This is a genomic window from Burkholderia sp. Ac-20365, from assembly GCF_017104715.1.
Taxonomy (GTDB): Bacteria; Pseudomonadota; Gammaproteobacteria; order Burkholderiales; family Burkholderiaceae; genus Paraburkholderia.
The window spans coordinates 35619-52632 of record NZ_JAAGPI010000028.1 but is presented as its reverse complement, the minus strand read 5'-3'; the positions used below and the strand labels follow the sequence as shown (position 1 = coordinate 52632).

The 17014-nt window shown below is 61.7% G+C and carries 9 protein-coding genes; 1 reads left to right on the top strand and 8 read right to left on the bottom strand.

Going from position 1 to position 17014, the window contains the following annotated elements:
* From G3O01_RS32720 to G3O01_RS32685, 8 genes are read right to left on the bottom strand one after another with little or no spacing between them, the layout of a single operon-like run.
* Positions 1-282 (bottom strand): gamma-butyrobetaine hydroxylase-like domain-containing protein, encoded by a 282-nt coding sequence (locus G3O01_RS32720; protein ID WP_205811122.1) that lies wholly within the window; start codon positions 280-282, stop codon positions 1-3.
* A complete protein-coding gene (locus G3O01_RS32715; protein ID WP_205811121.1) occupies positions 279-1274 on the bottom strand; it encodes a HEAT repeat domain-containing protein in 996 nt (331 codons plus the stop codon). Before G3O01_RS32715 ends, G3O01_RS32720 begins: the two co-directional genes overlap by 4 nt.
* 29 nt (positions 1275-1303) lie before the next feature.
* The gene (locus G3O01_RS32710) at positions 1304-2095 is read right to left on the bottom strand and encodes an ABC transporter ATP-binding protein (protein WP_205811120.1); all 792 of its coding nucleotides are present in this window, start codon (positions 2093-2095) and stop codon (positions 1304-1306) included.
* Positions 2092-2937, bottom strand: coding sequence for an ABC transporter permease (locus G3O01_RS32705; RefSeq protein WP_205811119.1), 846 nt, complete (start codon positions 2935-2937; stop codon positions 2092-2094). The genes G3O01_RS32710 and G3O01_RS32705 overlap by 4 nt, the downstream gene beginning before the upstream one ends.
* Before the next feature lie 37 nt (positions 2938-2974).
* Positions 2975-4414 carry an ABC transporter substrate-binding protein gene (locus G3O01_RS32700; protein ID WP_205811118.1) on the bottom strand — a complete coding sequence of 480 codons (1440 nt, stop codon included), beginning with the start codon at positions 4412-4414 and terminating at the stop codon, positions 2975-2977.
* A gap of 41 nt (positions 4415-4455) precedes the next feature.
* Entirely contained in the window at positions 4456-4701 is a 246-nt protein-coding gene (locus G3O01_RS32695) for a ferredoxin family protein (RefSeq protein ID WP_205811117.1), read from the bottom strand.
* A 14-nt stretch (positions 4702-4715) separates the two neighbouring features.
* Positions 4716-6482 carry a fumarate reductase/succinate dehydrogenase flavoprotein subunit gene (locus G3O01_RS32690; RefSeq protein WP_205811116.1) on the bottom strand — a complete coding sequence of 589 codons (1767 nt, stop codon included), beginning with the start codon at positions 6480-6482 and terminating at the stop codon, positions 4716-4718.
* Positions 6479-7270 (bottom strand): GntR family transcriptional regulator, encoded by a 792-nt coding sequence (locus tag G3O01_RS32685; RefSeq protein ID WP_205811115.1) that lies wholly within the window; start codon positions 7268-7270, stop codon positions 6479-6481. The genes G3O01_RS32690 and G3O01_RS32685 overlap by 4 nt, the downstream gene beginning before the upstream one ends.
* Before the next feature lie 274 nt (positions 7271-7544).
* Here G3O01_RS32685 and G3O01_RS32680 point away from each other — a divergent pair, with 274 nt between their 5' ends.
* Entirely contained in the window at positions 7545-17012 is a 9468-nt protein-coding gene (locus G3O01_RS32680; RefSeq protein ID WP_205811114.1) for a hemagglutinin repeat-containing protein, read from the top strand.
* The last annotated feature ends 2 nt before the right edge of the window (positions 17013-17014 follow it).

The window sequence follows — 17014 nt, the reverse complement described above, 5'->3', positions numbered from 1 at the left end:
TCATGATGCTGTGGGCAGTTGCTGCAGAAGGGCCCATGGAAAGATGCCGCGTTCATGCTTGTCGCTGAATAGAAGCTGTACGCCGTATCCGGCAGGGCGAAGCTCCAGCACGGCGATGTCGTCGGGCACGGCAGACTGCGCGCCATCGAGGCGACTGCGCTTGCACTCTGCGCACGGGCAGAGTTGCCGCAGCACGCGATGCGCAATGCGCCTCGTCGAACCGTCGGGCCAATGCAGCGTGACCGTTTTCCTGTCGATTTCGATCTGCTCAGGTGCTTTCATCGCGCGTTGTCTCCGATCTGCTGTAGCGCAATTCGCACGGCTTTACGGACCTCGGGGTCGGCGTCGTTTAACGCATGCTCGAGCGCGTCTTTGGTCGACGGATCACGCAGTTCGCCGAGCGCGAGCGCGGCTTCCTTGCGCAAGTTGCTGATTGCATGCGATAGCAGCGTGACGAGCGGTTGCGCGGCGGCGCGGTCAGCCAGTTGGCCCAACGAACGGGCAGCGCGCAGCCGCACTTGCCAATAGGCGTCATCGAGCGCGGCGATCAGTGCATCGAGCGCGGCTTGGGCGTGTAGCTTGCCTAGCGTGGTCGCCGCTTCCTCGCGTACTTGCCACGCAGGATCCTTCAACGCGTGCAGAAGCGCGGCCGATGTCGCGCCATCGCTTTCGTGCGCAAAGCCCAATGCGCCAACAGCCGCGCGACGAATCTCCGCGTTCGTGTCGTGCGTCGCGACACGCGCTAGCGGCGCGAGCGCGCGCGTGTCCTTGAGCCAGCCGAGCACGCCGACGGCTTCGACGCGCACGTCGGCATCATCGTGATCGAGCGCGCGCACGGCACTCGAAAATGCGTCGGCGTAACGCAACTCGCGCAACGCACGCAAGATGGACGCTTGCACGAAGGGCTCGGGATGGTCGATCCAATCGCACAGCACGTCACCGGAAGACGCATCTTTCAATGCCGACAGACTGGATGCAGCGGCTACGCGCACGTCTCGTTCTGCATCTGTCAACGCTTCGCACAATGCAGCGACGATCTCCCGTTGTTCCCATGCGCCGAGTACGCGCGCCGCTTCGCTGCGCACGTCGGCGGATGTGTCGTGTTTCAGCGCGGCGACGATGGGTTGCAGCGCGTCGGGATCTTCGAGATCGGCGAGTTCGAGCAACGCGATGCGTCGCACGACAGCGTCCGCATCGGCGAGACGCGGCAGTAACGCAGCCGCTTCCGGCGCGAGTGAGTGGGGATCGTAAGTCAGAAAGGTCGGCTCGGTCATGAACGATTCGAGAGTAAATGGGCGCGGCGTCATGCCGTTTCGCGCAGCAGCGCAAGGCACTGGCGTTTGATATCGATGAACGCGGGATCGAGCGTCGTGTCGTCGCGGCGCGGACGCGGCAGCGGTACGGCAATATCGGCAATCACGCGTGCGGGCCGTTGCGACAGCATCAGGATGCGGTCGGCGAGAAACAGCGCTTCTTCGATATCATGCGTGACGAACACGACGGTGGTGCGCACCTTTGCCCAGATATCGAGCAAGAGACTCTGCATCATGCGTCGCGTTTGCGCGTCGAGCGCGCCGAACGGCTCGTCCATCAGCAGCACGCGAGGCCGGTTAATCAGCACGCGCGCGATCTCCACGCGTTGCTGCATGCCGCCCGATAGCTGCGCCGGATAGTGCGCATCGAAGCCGCCAAGTCCGACAAGCTCCAGCAATTCGGCCGCTTGCGCGCGCCGCTCGTTCGCGCGGAGTCCCTTCATCTTGAGGCCGAACGCGACGTTGTCGATCACGCGCTTCCACGGAAACAGCGTGTGCTGCTGAAACACCAGACCGCGTTCGGGATGAGGGCGATCGACGGTTTCATCGTCCACGGCGATCGAGCCCTGCGAGGCCGCGATGTGACCAGCGATCGCGCCAAGCAGTGTCGATTTGCCGCAGCCGGAAGGGCCGAGCACGCAGACGAACTGACCGGGCGCGATATCGACGTCTAGCCCGTCGAGCGTGGCGATGCGTGCATGCGGCGGCCCGAGTTCGACGGCGAGGTCGCGCACGCGGATACTCGCGGGCACGCTGGCAGTTTGAAGGACGACGGTGCTCATCGGCGGGTCTCCTGCAATCGATACCACGGCGTGAGCGCAACGCCCAGTCGCTTGACGAGCACACTGCTGCCCATTCCAAGCGCGCCGATCAACGCCATGCCGACGACGATGTCCGGGTAGTTCTGCAACGTGTACGACTCCCACGTGAAGTAGCCGATGCCATACTGGCCCGCGATCATCTCCGCGGTCACGAGGCAGAACCAGGCGGTCCCCATGCCGATAGCAAGGCCCGTGAAAATGGCGGGCGCCGCGCCCGGCAGCACGACTTCCGTATAGAGCGCGAGCGGTTTCGTGCCGAGGCTGCGCGCCGTTGCGACGAGACGCGGATCGACGCCTTCGACGCCATGCACGGTGTTGAGCAGAATCGGAAACAGCGCGCCGATGAACGTGATGAACATCATGCTGAGTTCCGACGACGGAAACATCAGGATCGCGAGCGGTATCCACGCGACGGCGGGAATCGGGCGCAGCACTTCGAGCGCGGGCAGCGCGGTATCTTCGACGGCGCGATAGCGGCCGATCGCGAGCCCCAGCCCGATACCCACCACGGCTGCCGCGCAGAAGCCCGCCAGCACGCGCCAGATGCTCGCGGCGAGATGCATCGGCAGTTTGGGGGAGTGCAGCAGCGACCACAACGCGGGCAGCGTATCGGAAGGCGCGGGCACGTTCGCGAACGTGATGAAACCCGCCGACACCTTGAAGTGCACGGCCAGTTGCCACAGCGCGACGCACATCGCGAGCGATGCCGCGCGCCACGCGCGACGTACTGCCGACGGCGAGAGGAGCGGCGGGCGCTCGCGTGCCGATGTGCGTCTGTCGTCGATCCCGAAGATCGCAGCCATAGATGTTCTCCCGATGTTGCGTGACGATGCGATGCGTTCAGCGCGACGCGACGGCTTGTGCTGCGCCCGTTTTCGCGGCCGCATACTCGACGACGGAACCGGAAACCTGCTGCGCGTAGCGGTCGGCTGTGGCTTTCAGCAGGAACGCGGTGATCGCGCCATGTGCGTCCTTCACGTACCACGCCTGGTCCGCGAACAGCTTCAGCCCGCTTGTATGGTCATGGACGAACACAGCCCGCGCCTTGCCGCCCGACTGTTCGGCCTTGGCGAGCGCGGCGAACGCTTCATCCGCCGATACGTAATTGCGGACCTTCGCTTCGCTGTCGAGCCAGACCTGGGCGACATCGTTGAAATCGCGGATCGGTTTGCCGGTTACTGCGTCGTTGGCGACAAGCGGCTGCTTCGCGTAGTTCTTCAGCGCGGCGTCGTAGTCGAGGCCGGATTGCCTGAATGCTTCGCGGATATAGCGGTCGTCGATGAAGGTGTTCACATCCAGATCGACGTCGGTCTTCTTCAGCAGCTTGAGCGTTTCGATGGCCGTCGCCGTGGCCTGGCGGTACTCCGGCTTCCAGGTGAGATCGCGCGTTTGCAGACCGAGCGGGCCGTGATACAGATAGTCGACAGCGGCTTCGATGCCCGTCGTTTTCTGGATCAGCAAGCTGTATTTTTCGGGGTCTTGCGCGATCAGCCGGTTTGCCTCGATGGCGGCGCGCAGGTACGCGACCACCACTTCGGGATACTTCTGCGCATAGGCCGAATCGACGAGCGCGCCGTGATACGTCGGCGCGTGGCTTTGCGCGCCGTCGTAGATCTTGCGCGCGATGCCGCGATACGGAAACAGATCGGCGAACGGCACGAAGTCCGCGTGTGCGTCGATCTTGTTCGCCTTTAGCGCGCTGCCCGCCACTTCCGGCGCCTGCGTGATGATGTTCACGTCGGTATCCGGGTTCCAGCCTTGTGCCTTGATCGCGCGCAGCAACATGCCGTGTGCTGTCGACGCGAACGGCACGGAGATCGTTTTGCCCTTGAGATCGGCGATCGAGCGTATCGACGAATTGTCAGGCACGACGATGCCGTTTCCGCTGCCATCCACGCTGCCCGACAGCACGGTGATGAACACGCTCTTGCGTCCCGCCTTCTGGAACGCCGCGCCATTCAGCGAGCCCGGAAAATCCGCCATCACGCCGAAGTCGAGCTTGCCCGCGACCATCTCGTTGGTGATCGGCGCACCGGACGTGAAGTCCTTCCATTGCACGTCGTAGGTCACGTCCTTGTACTTGCCCGTATGCGGCAGATACTTGTCGAGCAGATGCAGTTCGCGGATCAGCAGACCGCCGGTCGCGCAGTTGATGGTCGTGTCCTGCGTGCCGATGGCAACGCGGATCGTTTCAGCGTGTGCCGCGTTTGCCGCGAGTGCGAACACAAAAGGAGCAATGGCGATGGAAAGCAGGCGGGGCAGAGCGTAGCGAGTGGTCATGTTGTCGGCTCTTTCGTTGGTATGGATGATGTGAGATCGCTTCAGCGCAACAGATACGGAATATCGACTTTCACCGCACCTGTCGGGCAATCCTGTTCGCACGGCATGCAGTACCAGCATTCGTCGAACTGCATGTAGGCTTTTCCTTTGCTGACGTCGATCGCGAGCAGATCGAGCGGGCACACGTCGACGCATACCGTGCAGCCTTTATCGGCGATGCATTTGCTTTCGTCGATCGTGACGGGCGCTGAGCTTCGATGAAGAATGTCGTGTGGAGTAAAGGACATCGTGGGTGCTCCTGTCAGGCGGTGGCATCGGCGAGCGCGTGGGCGTTCGCGTGCGGATTGGGCGTAGCGTCGTGAATGCGCAGGTTGCTGTACGAGCCGCGCTCGCTTTCGTCGAGCGGCACGATGTAGGGCTCGACGGCGCGCTTTTCGCTGACCATGCGGCCCGTCGCGTCCTTGCGCAGATGCGTGTGGCAGAACCAGTCGGCGTCGTTACGCTGCGGATAATCGACGCGATGGTGATAGAGGCCCCAGCGGCTTTCCGTGCGATATAGCGATGCACGCGCGGCCATCTCGGCGCAATCGCGAATCGCGCGTACTTCGGCGGCGCGCATCAGTTCATGCGGATGCGTGGCCTTGATCGACGCAATGTCATCGGCGATGGCCTCGAAACGTTGGAGGCCGATTTCCATCTTGCGCGTGACCTTTGGCGGTTGCAGGTAATCGTTGACCATGCGGCGCAGTTTGTATTCGACCTGCGCGGGCGCGAGCCCATGCTCGCATTCGAGCGGCGCATAGACACGCGCGCGTTCTTCGTCGATCTGTTGCTGATCGAGCGGCGCGAGTTCGCGGCCTGCAACATACGCGGCTGCATTCTGGCCTGCGAACCAGCCATACGTGAACGCGCCGAGCATGTAGTTGTGCGGCACCGCCGCCATATCGCCGGCAGCGTACAGGCCGCCGACCGACGTTTGCGCGCGCTCGTTCACATAGACGCCCGACGCACTATGCCCGCTGCAAAACCCGATCTCGGAGATGTGCATTTCGACCATCTGCTGCCGGTAATCGGTGCCGCGTCCCGCGTGAAAGCGTCCACGGCTCGGACGCTCGTTCGTGTGCAGGATCTGCTCGATGGTCTGGATGGTTTCTTCGGCGAGGTGATCGAGCTTCAGAAAAACAGGACCATTGCCGCTCTGGAGTTCCTGATAGAACTCCCACATCATTTGCCCGCTCCAGTAATCGCATTCGATAAAGCGTTCGCCTTTGCCGTTCGCCGTAAAACCGCCGAGCGGTCCTGTCACGTATGCGCAGGCAGGACCGTTATAGTCCTTTATCAGCGGGTTGATCTGGAAACATTCGAGGTTCGCGAGGGCCGCACCTGCGTGATACGCCATCGCATAGCCGTCGCCCGCGTTGGTGGGGTTTTCGTATGTGCCCATCAGGTAGCCCGATGCGGGCAAGCCGAGCCTGCCCGCCGCGCCGCACGACAGGATGACCGCCTTCGCACGCACGACGTAAAAGTCCGCCGTGCGGCAGTCGAAGCCCAATACGCCGTTGACGTTGCCATGCGAGTCCGTCAACAGCCGCGTCGCCACGATGCGATTGGTGATCGCGATGCGCGCGCGTTTCAGTTGCCGGTACAGCACTTTCTTGATGTCGTGGCCTTCGGGCATCGGCAACACATACGAACCCATGTGGTGCACTTTCTTCACCGCATAATCGCCCGTGCCGTCCTTTTCGAACTTCACGCCCCAGCGGTCGAGTTCTTCGATCGTTTTGAAACTGTGCTTCGCGTAGGCATAAACGGCGGCCTGATCGACGATGCCGTCATTGGCAATCGTGATTTCGCGCGTGTATTGCTCGGGTGTGGCGTGGCCCGGAATGACGGCGTTGTTCAGGCCGTCCATGCCCATCGAAATCGCGCCGCTGCGTTTGACGTTGGCCTTTTCGAGCAGCAGTACTTTCAGTTGCGGATTGCTTTCCTTTGCCTTCACAGCCGCCATCGGACCCGCCGTGCCGCCGCCGACCACGACGATGTCGTATTCGAGTACATGGGTATTCATCGTGCTTTCCTCGTTGCCTTGTTTTTCGCGTTTTTTGCGGGCTTGTCGCGGTCGATCCGGAAGCGGTACTGGAACGCATCGCCGCGAAAGTACAGGTGCTCGTAGTCGATAGGCGCGCCCGACGCGTCGTGCGTGAGGCGGTCGATGCGCAGCACGGGGCTGCCTTCTTCCACGCGCAGTGCGTCGGCGACTTCGTCATCGGCGAGGATCGCGTCGATGGCGACATCCGCATGGCCGAGCGGCACGCCGCAGTCGTTTTCTAAAATCAGGAAGATGTCGCGCGTAACGAGGTCCGCATTCGCGAGACGCGTGCCGAGTGCTTCAGGCAGCCACGTCAACTCGAGCGAGACCGGCTCGCGATTGAGCAGCCGCACACGATGGATTTCAATGACGGGCGCGCCTTCTTCGAGACCCAGACGCGCGGCCACGTTGCGCTCGGCCTCGACCACGCGGAAGCTGCGCAACTGGTTGACGATCTCATAGCCCATCGACGACATCGCTTCCGCAAAGCCTTGAAGCGAACTGACATTCTGGAACGCCTTCGGTTTGGACACGAACGTGCCTTTGCCATGCAGCTTGAACAACAGGCCTTCTTTCTGCAGATCACCGAGCGCCTGGCGCACGGTGATGCGGCTGACGCCGAACATCGCACAGAGTTCGTGCTCGGACGGCATCTGCGAATGCGGCGCGTAAGTGCCGTCCAGAATCTGCGCGCGCAACGCATCTTTGATTTGCGCGTAGAGCGGCACGGATGTGACGGGGACGAGTGGGCTGGCCGTTTTCGACATGGCTCAACTTGTTATGACAAGATGAGTTGCAGTCTAGTGAACGCTATGGGGCCATCCAACCAACTATTTCTGCTATCCAAATGCACTAGAGTCTTTTCGTTCGAACTGGAGGCGATCACCGCTTGATCGGGCGATGAGTGCCGCCATCGCAAGCGCCATCATGCTGTTTGCATTAGATGTTGCATCGACACATCAACCTTGTGTGGTTTGACATTTGTTACTAAATGTTTCTGGTAAATTGCGCGCGCTTACTAGAACTACCGCACACATAAAAATGAACAAGAGAGCTTTCCGGCTGGTATTCAGCCGGATCCGGGGCATGCTGGTCGCAGTCGAGGAAACGGCCGCTGCGGCTGGCAAGAAAGAACAAGGTGAATCGGGGGTTGTCGCGACGGTGGCCATGCGTGGTGCATCGTGGCTTGCGTTGCGCGTATTGGCGTCGGGCATCGGCGTATTCGCTGCCGGCATGCCGGTCGGCTTCGCACAGGTCGTCGCCGATCCGAACGCAGGCGCGCATTGCCCGACGGTTATCCAGACCGCGAATGGCATCCAGCAGGTCAACGTCACGCGTCCGTCGGCGGCAGGCGTGTCGATCAACGGCTACACGCAGTTCGACGTGCCGAAGGCCGGCGTGGTCCTGAACAACTCGCCGACCATCGTCAACACGCAGCAGGCCGGGTACATCAACGGCAATCCGAACTTCGGCGCGAACCAGTCCGCGAAGATCATCGTCAATCAGGTCAACAGCCGCGCGGCGAGCCAGATCAACGGTTATGTCGAGGTCGCGGGCAACCGGGCTGAAGTCGTCATCGCCAATGGCTCGGGGATATCGGTCAATGGCGGCGGGTTCATCAATACGTCGCGCGCGATTCTGACGACAGGCACGCCGAACTACGGTCCCGATGGATCGCTGACGGGCTTTAACGTCACGGGCGGCAACATCAGCATTCAGGGCGCGGGCCTGAACGCGTCGAACGTCGACCAGGTGGATCTGATTTCGCGCGCCGTGCAGGCGAACGCCGCGATCTACGCCAGGAACCTGAATGTCGTGACGGGCGCGAACAGCGTCAATCACGATACGCTCAACGCTACGCCCATCGCGGGGGACGGCCCGGCGCCCGGCGTATCGATCGATGTGAGCAGTCTCGGCGGCATGTACGCGAACCGCATCGTGCTGGTCGGCACGGAGAACGGTGTCGGTGTGTCGAACAAGGGTGTGCTTGCCGCTCAGGCGGGCGACCTGATACTGACGACGCAAGGCAAGCTGGTGCTTGCGGGGCAGACGAACGCAAGCGGCAACCTTAGCGCAAGTGCGCGGGATGGCATCGACAATAGCGGGACGACGTACGCGCAACAGAACATCGATGCCAGCACGACAGGCGCGCTCACGAACAGCGGCACACTTGCCGCGCAGCAGAGCGCGTCACTCAGTGCGGCGAGCATCAAGTCGAGCGGCACGCTTGGCGCGGGCGTGAACGGCGATGGCACGCTTGCTGGCAGCGGCAATCTCGCGCTCAATGCAAGCGGTTCAGATATCGACCTGTCAGGCACGTCGACGGTGGCAGGCGGCGCATTGAATGCGAATGCTGCCGGCACGTTATCCGTTGCGCAGGGCAAACTGTCGAGCGGCGGTGCGATGCAACTTACGGCGTCGAATGTCTCCGATGTCGGCGGGCAGATCGTCTCGCAGTCGACGCTCGATGTGAGCGCATTGCACGCACTCGACAATCGTACTGGCGTCATTCAGTCGGCCGCGCGTGCATCGGTCAATGCGGGATCGATCGATAACACCGCTGGCCGGGTCGTGTCGCTGAACAGCGATGGCCTGTCGCTGACCACCACGGGTGCGCTCGTCAACGCGACCGGAACGACCGCGTCAGGATCCGCTGGCGGCGTGATCGGCACGAACGGCGCGTTGCTGATATCGGCGGGCGCGCTGTCGAATCAGGGCCAACTTAACGCGGCGAGCGACGCAAACGTTCACGCGCAATCGATCGATAACCATGCTGGCAACATCACCGCTGGCGGCGCGCTCGATGCGGCCGCGACGGGTGCGCTGGATAACACGGGCGGCACGCTTTCCAGCACGACGACAGGTGTCTCTGCTGCATCGATCGACAACACGAACGGCAGCATCGACGGCGATGCGTTGAGCGTATCGGCCGCCGGTAACCTGACCAATCGTGGCGGCAAGCTCACGCAATACGGCACCACGGGCCAGTCGATCAACGCGGGCGGCACGTTCGACAACACGGGCGGGGCAGTTGCATCGAATGCGAACAGCCTGACGGTCGCCGCGAACGGCATCGTCAGCGACAGTGGGACGATCATCGCGAACGGTGCGCTCGAGGTCCAATCGCGCGGCGCAATATCCAACGTGAAGGGCACGATACAGTCAGCGGGTGCCGCGGCGATCACCGCGGCGTCCCTGGACAACAGTGCTGGCCGCATCGTTTCGCTCAACAGCGACGGGATGACGCTGACCACAACAGGTGCACTCGTCAACGCGACGGGAACAACTGCATCGGGAGACACAGGCGGTGTGATCGGGACGAATGGCGCGTTGACGGTCACAGCAGGCACGGTTGCGAATCAGGGGCAACTGAGCGCGGCCGGTGACACGACAGTGCGCGCACAGTCGGTCGACAATCATGCAGGCAACGTCACGGCAGGTGGCGCACTCGATACTACGGCGACAGGTGCACTCAGCAACACGGGCGGCACGCTTTCGGGTTCGACGACGAGCGTCGCGGCTGCGTCGATCGACAACACGAACGGCAGCATCGACGGCGATGCGTTGAGTGTCTCCGCTTCAGGCGATCTGACCAATCGCGGCGGCAAGCTCACGCAATACGGCACGAGCGACCAGACCATTCACGCAGGCGGCGCGCTCGACAATACGAGCGGCACGATCGCGTCGAACGCGGGCAATCTGAGCGTGTTCGCCAATCGCATCGTCAACGATAGCGGCACGATCCAGCACGCGGGCGTGGGCGCGCTGACTGTTGATGCAGCGGGTGCTGTGGCCAACACGTCGGGCAGGATGGTGACGAACGGCGCGTTGACGATGACGGCCGCAAGCCTGGACAACAGCGCGGGTACGCTGTCCGCACAGAAGGCGGCACGCTTCAATGTCTCGACGGGCATGACGAATCGCGGCGGCGCGCTTTACGGCAATGACGGATTGACGCTCGAGACATCCGGCGCTGTCGACAATACAGGCGGCTCGGCCCAAACGGCTGGCAACCTGACGATCGACGCGGGCGGACAGATATCGAACGCACACGGGACGCTATCTGCCAATGGCGCGCATGGCACGGTGAGCGTCAGCGCGGCGAGCGTCGACAACACGGCCGGCAAGCTCACGAATGCAGGCGATGGCGCGATGACGGTGACGTCGTCGACAGGCGTGACGAATACGGGAGGCACGCTCGGCGGCAACGGCGATCTCACGCTGAACGCGCAGACGCTATCGAACGATGCCGGCGCGAACGTCGTCGCGAGCGGCGCGGCGAACCTCAACGTCACGCAAAGCATCAACAACGCGGGCGGCACGCTCTATGGCGGCACGGCGCTCACGCTCAACCAGGTGGGCGCAGCCGTCACCAACAATGGCGGCGCGATTCTCGCAGGCGTCGATGCGTCGCTTGCGGTCGCTACGCTTGTTAATGCTGGCGGCGCTATCCGCGCTAACCGCGACATCGTGGCGGGTGGCGCAATCAGTGGCAACGGCAATATCGTTGCCGGCCGGGACCTGACGCTCAACGCCGCGGGCGATTATGTGAACACGGCTGCGAACAACCTGCACGCCGACGGCAATATGACCGTCAGCGCGACAGGCACGCTGACCAATACAGGCACGCTTGCCGCAAACGGCGCGTTGACGGTGAGCGGCGCGAACGTCGTCAACGCCGCAGGCGCCGATATCAATTCGTCGACTACGACGGTCAAGGCTGCGGGGACGATTTCCAGCGCGGGGCGCATCGAAGGTAACTCGGTCACGACGACGAGCGCCACGCTGGCGAACACGGGCGCCGTCATTGGCAACGACGTGACCGTCAATGCAACGGATGTTCAGAACACGGGCGCGGCGGCGGTCATCGCGGGCGTCAACAGCGTTCACCTCTATGCGGCAAATTCCGTGACGAACGCAGACGGCGCGCTGATCTACAGCGCAGGCAATCTGGAGATCGCGCGCAACGGCGCACGCGACGGCTCGGGCATGCTCTCCAACCAGACGAACGTGCTGACGAATAGCGCGGCGACTATCGAAGCGGATGGCAGTATCGATATCGCTGCGCATACGGTGAATAACGTGCGTACGGGTGTTGTGACTGTGGCGGGTACGCCGCAGGACACGGGCGACCAGACGTTGACTATCTGGACAGCGGGCATCCCGATTGGCGATTCGCTGGGCACCCATCAAAGCATTACGTTTTCGCAATGGAACTGGTCGGGCGATGAGGCGCCGCTGAAAGCGGAAATCGTTGGAAAACTGGCGACACCGATCAGCGTGACGGTGCCGAAGTCGCAGGTAACCAACCTGAATAGCAGTGCGCAGACGTTCTCGCTGACGCAGCCGCTCACCGAAAACTATCTCGACTGGTCGGTTACGACAGAAGTTTGCAACAGCCACGATTTCTGTCATCAACAACCGGTTCCGCAAACCCGCAACATCGCGACGAACCCGACCCAGTGGTACAACAGCATCGCCGACAACGGCGACTCGTACACGATCACCTTCTGGCCGGATTTCGACCCGAACAAAAACATCCGTCCGGATCAGGTAAAAACGCGTTTCGACCTCGGTCCCGACTCGCACGACTACAGCGAGACGTCTCGCACCGTCCACACGACCACGACGACGGATCAGTTGCTGAGTGCGGGCAATGCCGCGACGATCCAGGCGCAGGGCGCGATCCGCATCAATGCGGACGGCGGCGCGATCAACAACCAGTCGTCGACAATGAGCGCGGGCGGTAGCCTTGTGCGTCATGCCAGTGGCGGCACCGTGAACGACACGGGCATCGTTCTTCAGCAGACCATCACGCAGGACGAGCAGTCGACGTTCTACTGGCATCAGAAAACGGGCGGCAGCAACGACACGAAGACGGTCGACGACGGCATCACGCAATCCACCACGACGGTTGCTTCGTTGCCCGCGATCGCTACATCGAATCAGGGCGTGCAGACGACTGCGCAGAACATCACGATCGGGTCGGTGAGCCGCCAGGGGCAGACGGTGATCGGCTCGGGTGTGACAGGCGGCAGCGCGGACGGAACCCAGACTGGTTCGATTAGCGGACAGTCTGCCAATCCGCAGGCGCTCAGTGGCGCGCAAGCCGGTGGTTTGACGGGTGGACCTGGCCGTCCGCAAACGATGGGCGGTCTGGCAGGCGGCATTCCCAACCTGAAACTGCCATCGAACGGTCTGTACAAGTACAACACGGCGCCCGGCACGACCTATCTCGTCGCGACCGACCCGCGTTTCACGCAGTACACGAATTTCGTATCGAGCGATTACATGCTCAACCAGCTCGGCCTCGATCCTTCGAAGCTTGAGAAGCGGGTTGGCGACGGTATGTACGAAGAGACGCTCGTGCGCAACCAGATCACGCAACTGACCGGCCGCACGTTCCTCACCGGTTATACGGACAATCTCGACGAATACACGGCGTTGATGAACAACGGCGTGAAGTATGCGAAGGAGTTCGGGCTGACAGCGGGGGTTGCGCTGACGCCCGAACAGATGTCGCAACTCACGACCGATATGGTGTGGCTCGTCTCGCAGGACGTGACGTTGCCAGACGGTTCGCATCAGAGCGTGCTCGTGCCGCAGGTGTATCTCGCGCAGTCGGATACGGTTGATCTGTCAGCGAGCGGCGCGCTCGTTGCCGGCAACAGCGTGAGCCTGAATGCAAGCGGCGATGTGAACAACAGTGGCCATATCGTCAGCGATGTGGCGACAACGATCATCGGCAATAACATCACGAATAGCGGAGTGATTGGTAGTGCCGGAACGACGACGGTATCGGCGGTGCAGGATGTGCGCAACACGAGCGGGCGGATTGGCGGAGCCGATGTCGTTGTGCAGGCCGGACGCGACGTTATCAATGAGACGCAGACTTACGGCGTTTCGAAGGCGTTCGGTTCGAATACGTTCTCAGGCAGCGTGACGGGAACGGGCATCGATGCGGTCGGTACGATCTCGGCGACAGGCAGCGCGACGATTATCGCGGGCCGCGATGTGAATCTGAGGGGTGCGACGATTGTGGCAGGCAACGATGCGGCCATTGCTGCAGGCCGTGATCTGAACGTTGGTACGACTACGCTGACCAGCACGCAGGACGTCAGGACAAACGACGGGCTCAATGGCGGACACGACGAGGTCACGCAAAACCTTGGCAGCGCGATTGTCGCGGGTGGCAATCTCACGACGGTATCAGGGCGGGACACGACGCTCACCGATGCGACGTTGAAGGCAGGCGGTGACGCGGCGATGGTGGCAGGCGGCAACCTGACGGTCACGGCCGCGAAAGACACGCACACCCACAGCGAACAATCGATGGGCGGCGAGCTGTCGCACCATACGAGTTCCAGCTACGACGAAGCGGTACAGGGTTCAAGCGTCGGCGCGGGCGGCAACATCACGCTTGCGGCGGGTCAGGGAAGCAGCGGCAATCTGTCGATTCTCGGTTCATCCGTCGCAACGGATGCGGACGGCGGCGGTGTCAAACTGATATCGACGGGAGATGTCACGATTGGCAGCGTCAGCGAGACGCACGATTCGCAAAGCTGGTCGCAAAACAATCACTCGGGCTTTCTGTCCAGCGAGAAGGAGACCGATTCGACCAGTTCGCATCAGGTGGTGGCGAACGGTTCGACGGTGTCGGGCGATACGGTGACGGGTGCGGCTGGCCATGATATGACGATCGCGGGGTCCACAGTCGCTGCGACGCATGACGTGACGCTGTCGGCGGGGCATGATCTCAGCATCACGACGTCGCAGGATACGAGCGAGAGCAGTCACTTTCATGAGGATCAGAAAACGGGACTGGGTAGTTCGGGCGGCGCGGGTATTTCATATGGTTCGAACGATCATAAGGACACGACGCACGATAGCGCCGTGACGAACAACGCGAGCCTTATCGGCAGTACGGGTGGCAGTCTGCATCTGTCGGCCGGCAACGATCTGCATATAACGGGCAGCGATTTGATCGCTGGGCAGAACATCGTTGGCACGGGCGCAAACGTGATCATCGATGCGGCCACGGGTACGACGCATCACGACGAAACGCATGAGGTGAAAACCACCGGCTTCACGCTTGGACTTGCGGGAAGCATCGGCAATGCGATCAACACGGCCATCAGCGAGAGCCAGGCCGCGTCGCACAGTGAAAACGGACGCGCCAAGGCGCTTCATTCGATCGCTGCAGCGGGTGCGATCGGCAATGCCGTCGCGGGCCAGGCACTGAGTCCCGGACAGAAGCCCGATATCAGCGTGCAGTTGAGCTTCGGATCGAGCCAGAGCAAGAGCACGTCCGCCGAAGACCAGACGACCCGCACAGGATCGAGCGTGATGGCGGGCGGGACAGCGGCATTTGCTGCTACGGGTGATGGCACGCCCGGAAGCGGCAACATCACGATTGCCGGCTCGAATGTCAACGCGAATGATGTACTGCTGGCTGCGAAGAATCAGGTCAACCTGCTCAACACCACCAATACAGACACGACGCGCAGCACGAATGAATCGAGCAGCGCCAGTGTTGGTGTGTCGTATGGCACGAATGGTTGGGGCGTGTCCGCATCGATGTCGAAGGCACATGGCGACGCGAACAGCGACGCGGCGACGCAGACCAATACGCACGTACAGGGCGCGAACACCGTGACGATTGTGTCGGGTGGCGACACAAATATCATCGGCGCAAATGTGAGCGGCAAACAGGTGAGCGCCGACATCGGCGGTAACCTGAATATCGCCAGCGTCCAGGACTCGACGACCAGTTCCGCGCATCAGTCGAGTTCGGGCGGAGGGTTCAGCATCAGCCAGGGCGGCGGTGCCAGCGGGAGTTACAGTACCCAGCACGGCAGCGCAAGCGGGAGCTATGCGGCCGTGAATGAACAGGCGGGCATTCAGGCCGGGGCGGGCGGTTTCGATATCAATGTCAAAGGCAATACCGACCTGAAGGGCGCGTACATCGCGAGCGGTGCGGACGCGTCGCAGAACACGTTGACGACGGGAACGCTGAGCTGGTCGGACATACAGAATCACTCCGAATACAGCGCCTCGAGTAGCGGTATGACATTCGGCGGAGGCGGCCTCGGTATCACACCGATGATTTCACAGTCGGACAGTGGCAGCGAGCATGCGACGACCCGAAGTGGCGTTGCGGCCGGCAACGTGGTCATCACCGATGCAGCGAACCAGAAGCAGGATGTCGCTTCTTTGAACCGCGATACAACGGATCTCAACGGCACGGTATCGAAGTTGCCTGATGTGAACGATCTCGTATCGCAGCAGCAGGACGTCATGAATGCTGCGAACGCTGCAGGCGCGCAAGTGGCGCAGGCGATCGGCACGTATGGCGATTACAAGGAGCATCAGGCGAAGAGTGGTGAAAAGGCCGCCACGTTGCTAGGCGAGACGGATGTAGCTGCACAGTACGGGCAGGAAGCGAAAGACTGGAGCGAAGGTGGGACCGACCGAATACTGCTACATGTGGCCGGCGGCGCCTTGCTCGGCGGGCTGGGTGCCGGAAGCCTGACGGGTGCGATTGGCGGTGGCGCAGGTGCTGGTGTTTCTTCCGCGCTCTCGGGGCAGTTGAATGATCTCGCCGATTCAATGGGGGCGCCGGGGACGATCGGACATGGACTCGGGAACGGGCTGGCGAATCTGATTGCGACGGCGGCTGGTGCGGCAGTCGGTGGAAGTGCGGGCGCGTTCGCGGCTTCGAATGCAGACATGTATAACCGGCAGTTGCACGACGACGAGAAGGCGTCAATTGCCAAAAAGGCCGACGGTGACAAAGCAGAAGAAGACAAGCTCACTAAAGCCGCGTGTTATTCGGTGAAGTGTTGGGCCGAATACCCAGTCGGCAGCGAACAATATGCTGCGAACTACGTAGGGGAGGTTGAGGCGTCACAACTTGGCCCAGAGTTGGATTGGGTTAATCGTCAAAAAGAGACCGGACAATTCGTCTATACCCCGTTGCAGAAGATTGGCGATGCGATTTCGAATGATCCTTGGGGCGTAGTGAAGAGTTCAATCAAGGTGGTAACGGGATTGGCAACCGCTAAAACAGGGCTGGGATTATGTACAACTGGCGTAGGATGTGCTGCTGGCGGTGGCATGCTCGCATTCGGTTTGAGTGATGTGGCTGAAGGACTTGATAGCCTGTACAACCGCTATAATGGGATCAATTCTCCAGGTATAAATCCGCTGCGCGCCGAGTTCAATCTGGCAATGCCTGCGGGCTGGGGAGATGTCGCTTACGACGGTTTGAATCTTGCCGCAACGATCCTGGCATTGAGAGCGCCAGTGCCTCTAAAAATGGGTAATGCAGACGGCTTGAATCGTCCCGGTACTATGTTCGACGTGACGGTACCACGCATAAACAACAACACGCTGATTCCAGGTATCAATTCCCCGATGCCATACGGAACCACCCAGAGCTTGCTGTTGCTGGGCGTGGCATCGAAGGGTGCTACTGTGGTCAAAGACGTTCGTCGTGCAGGAGAGTAAAT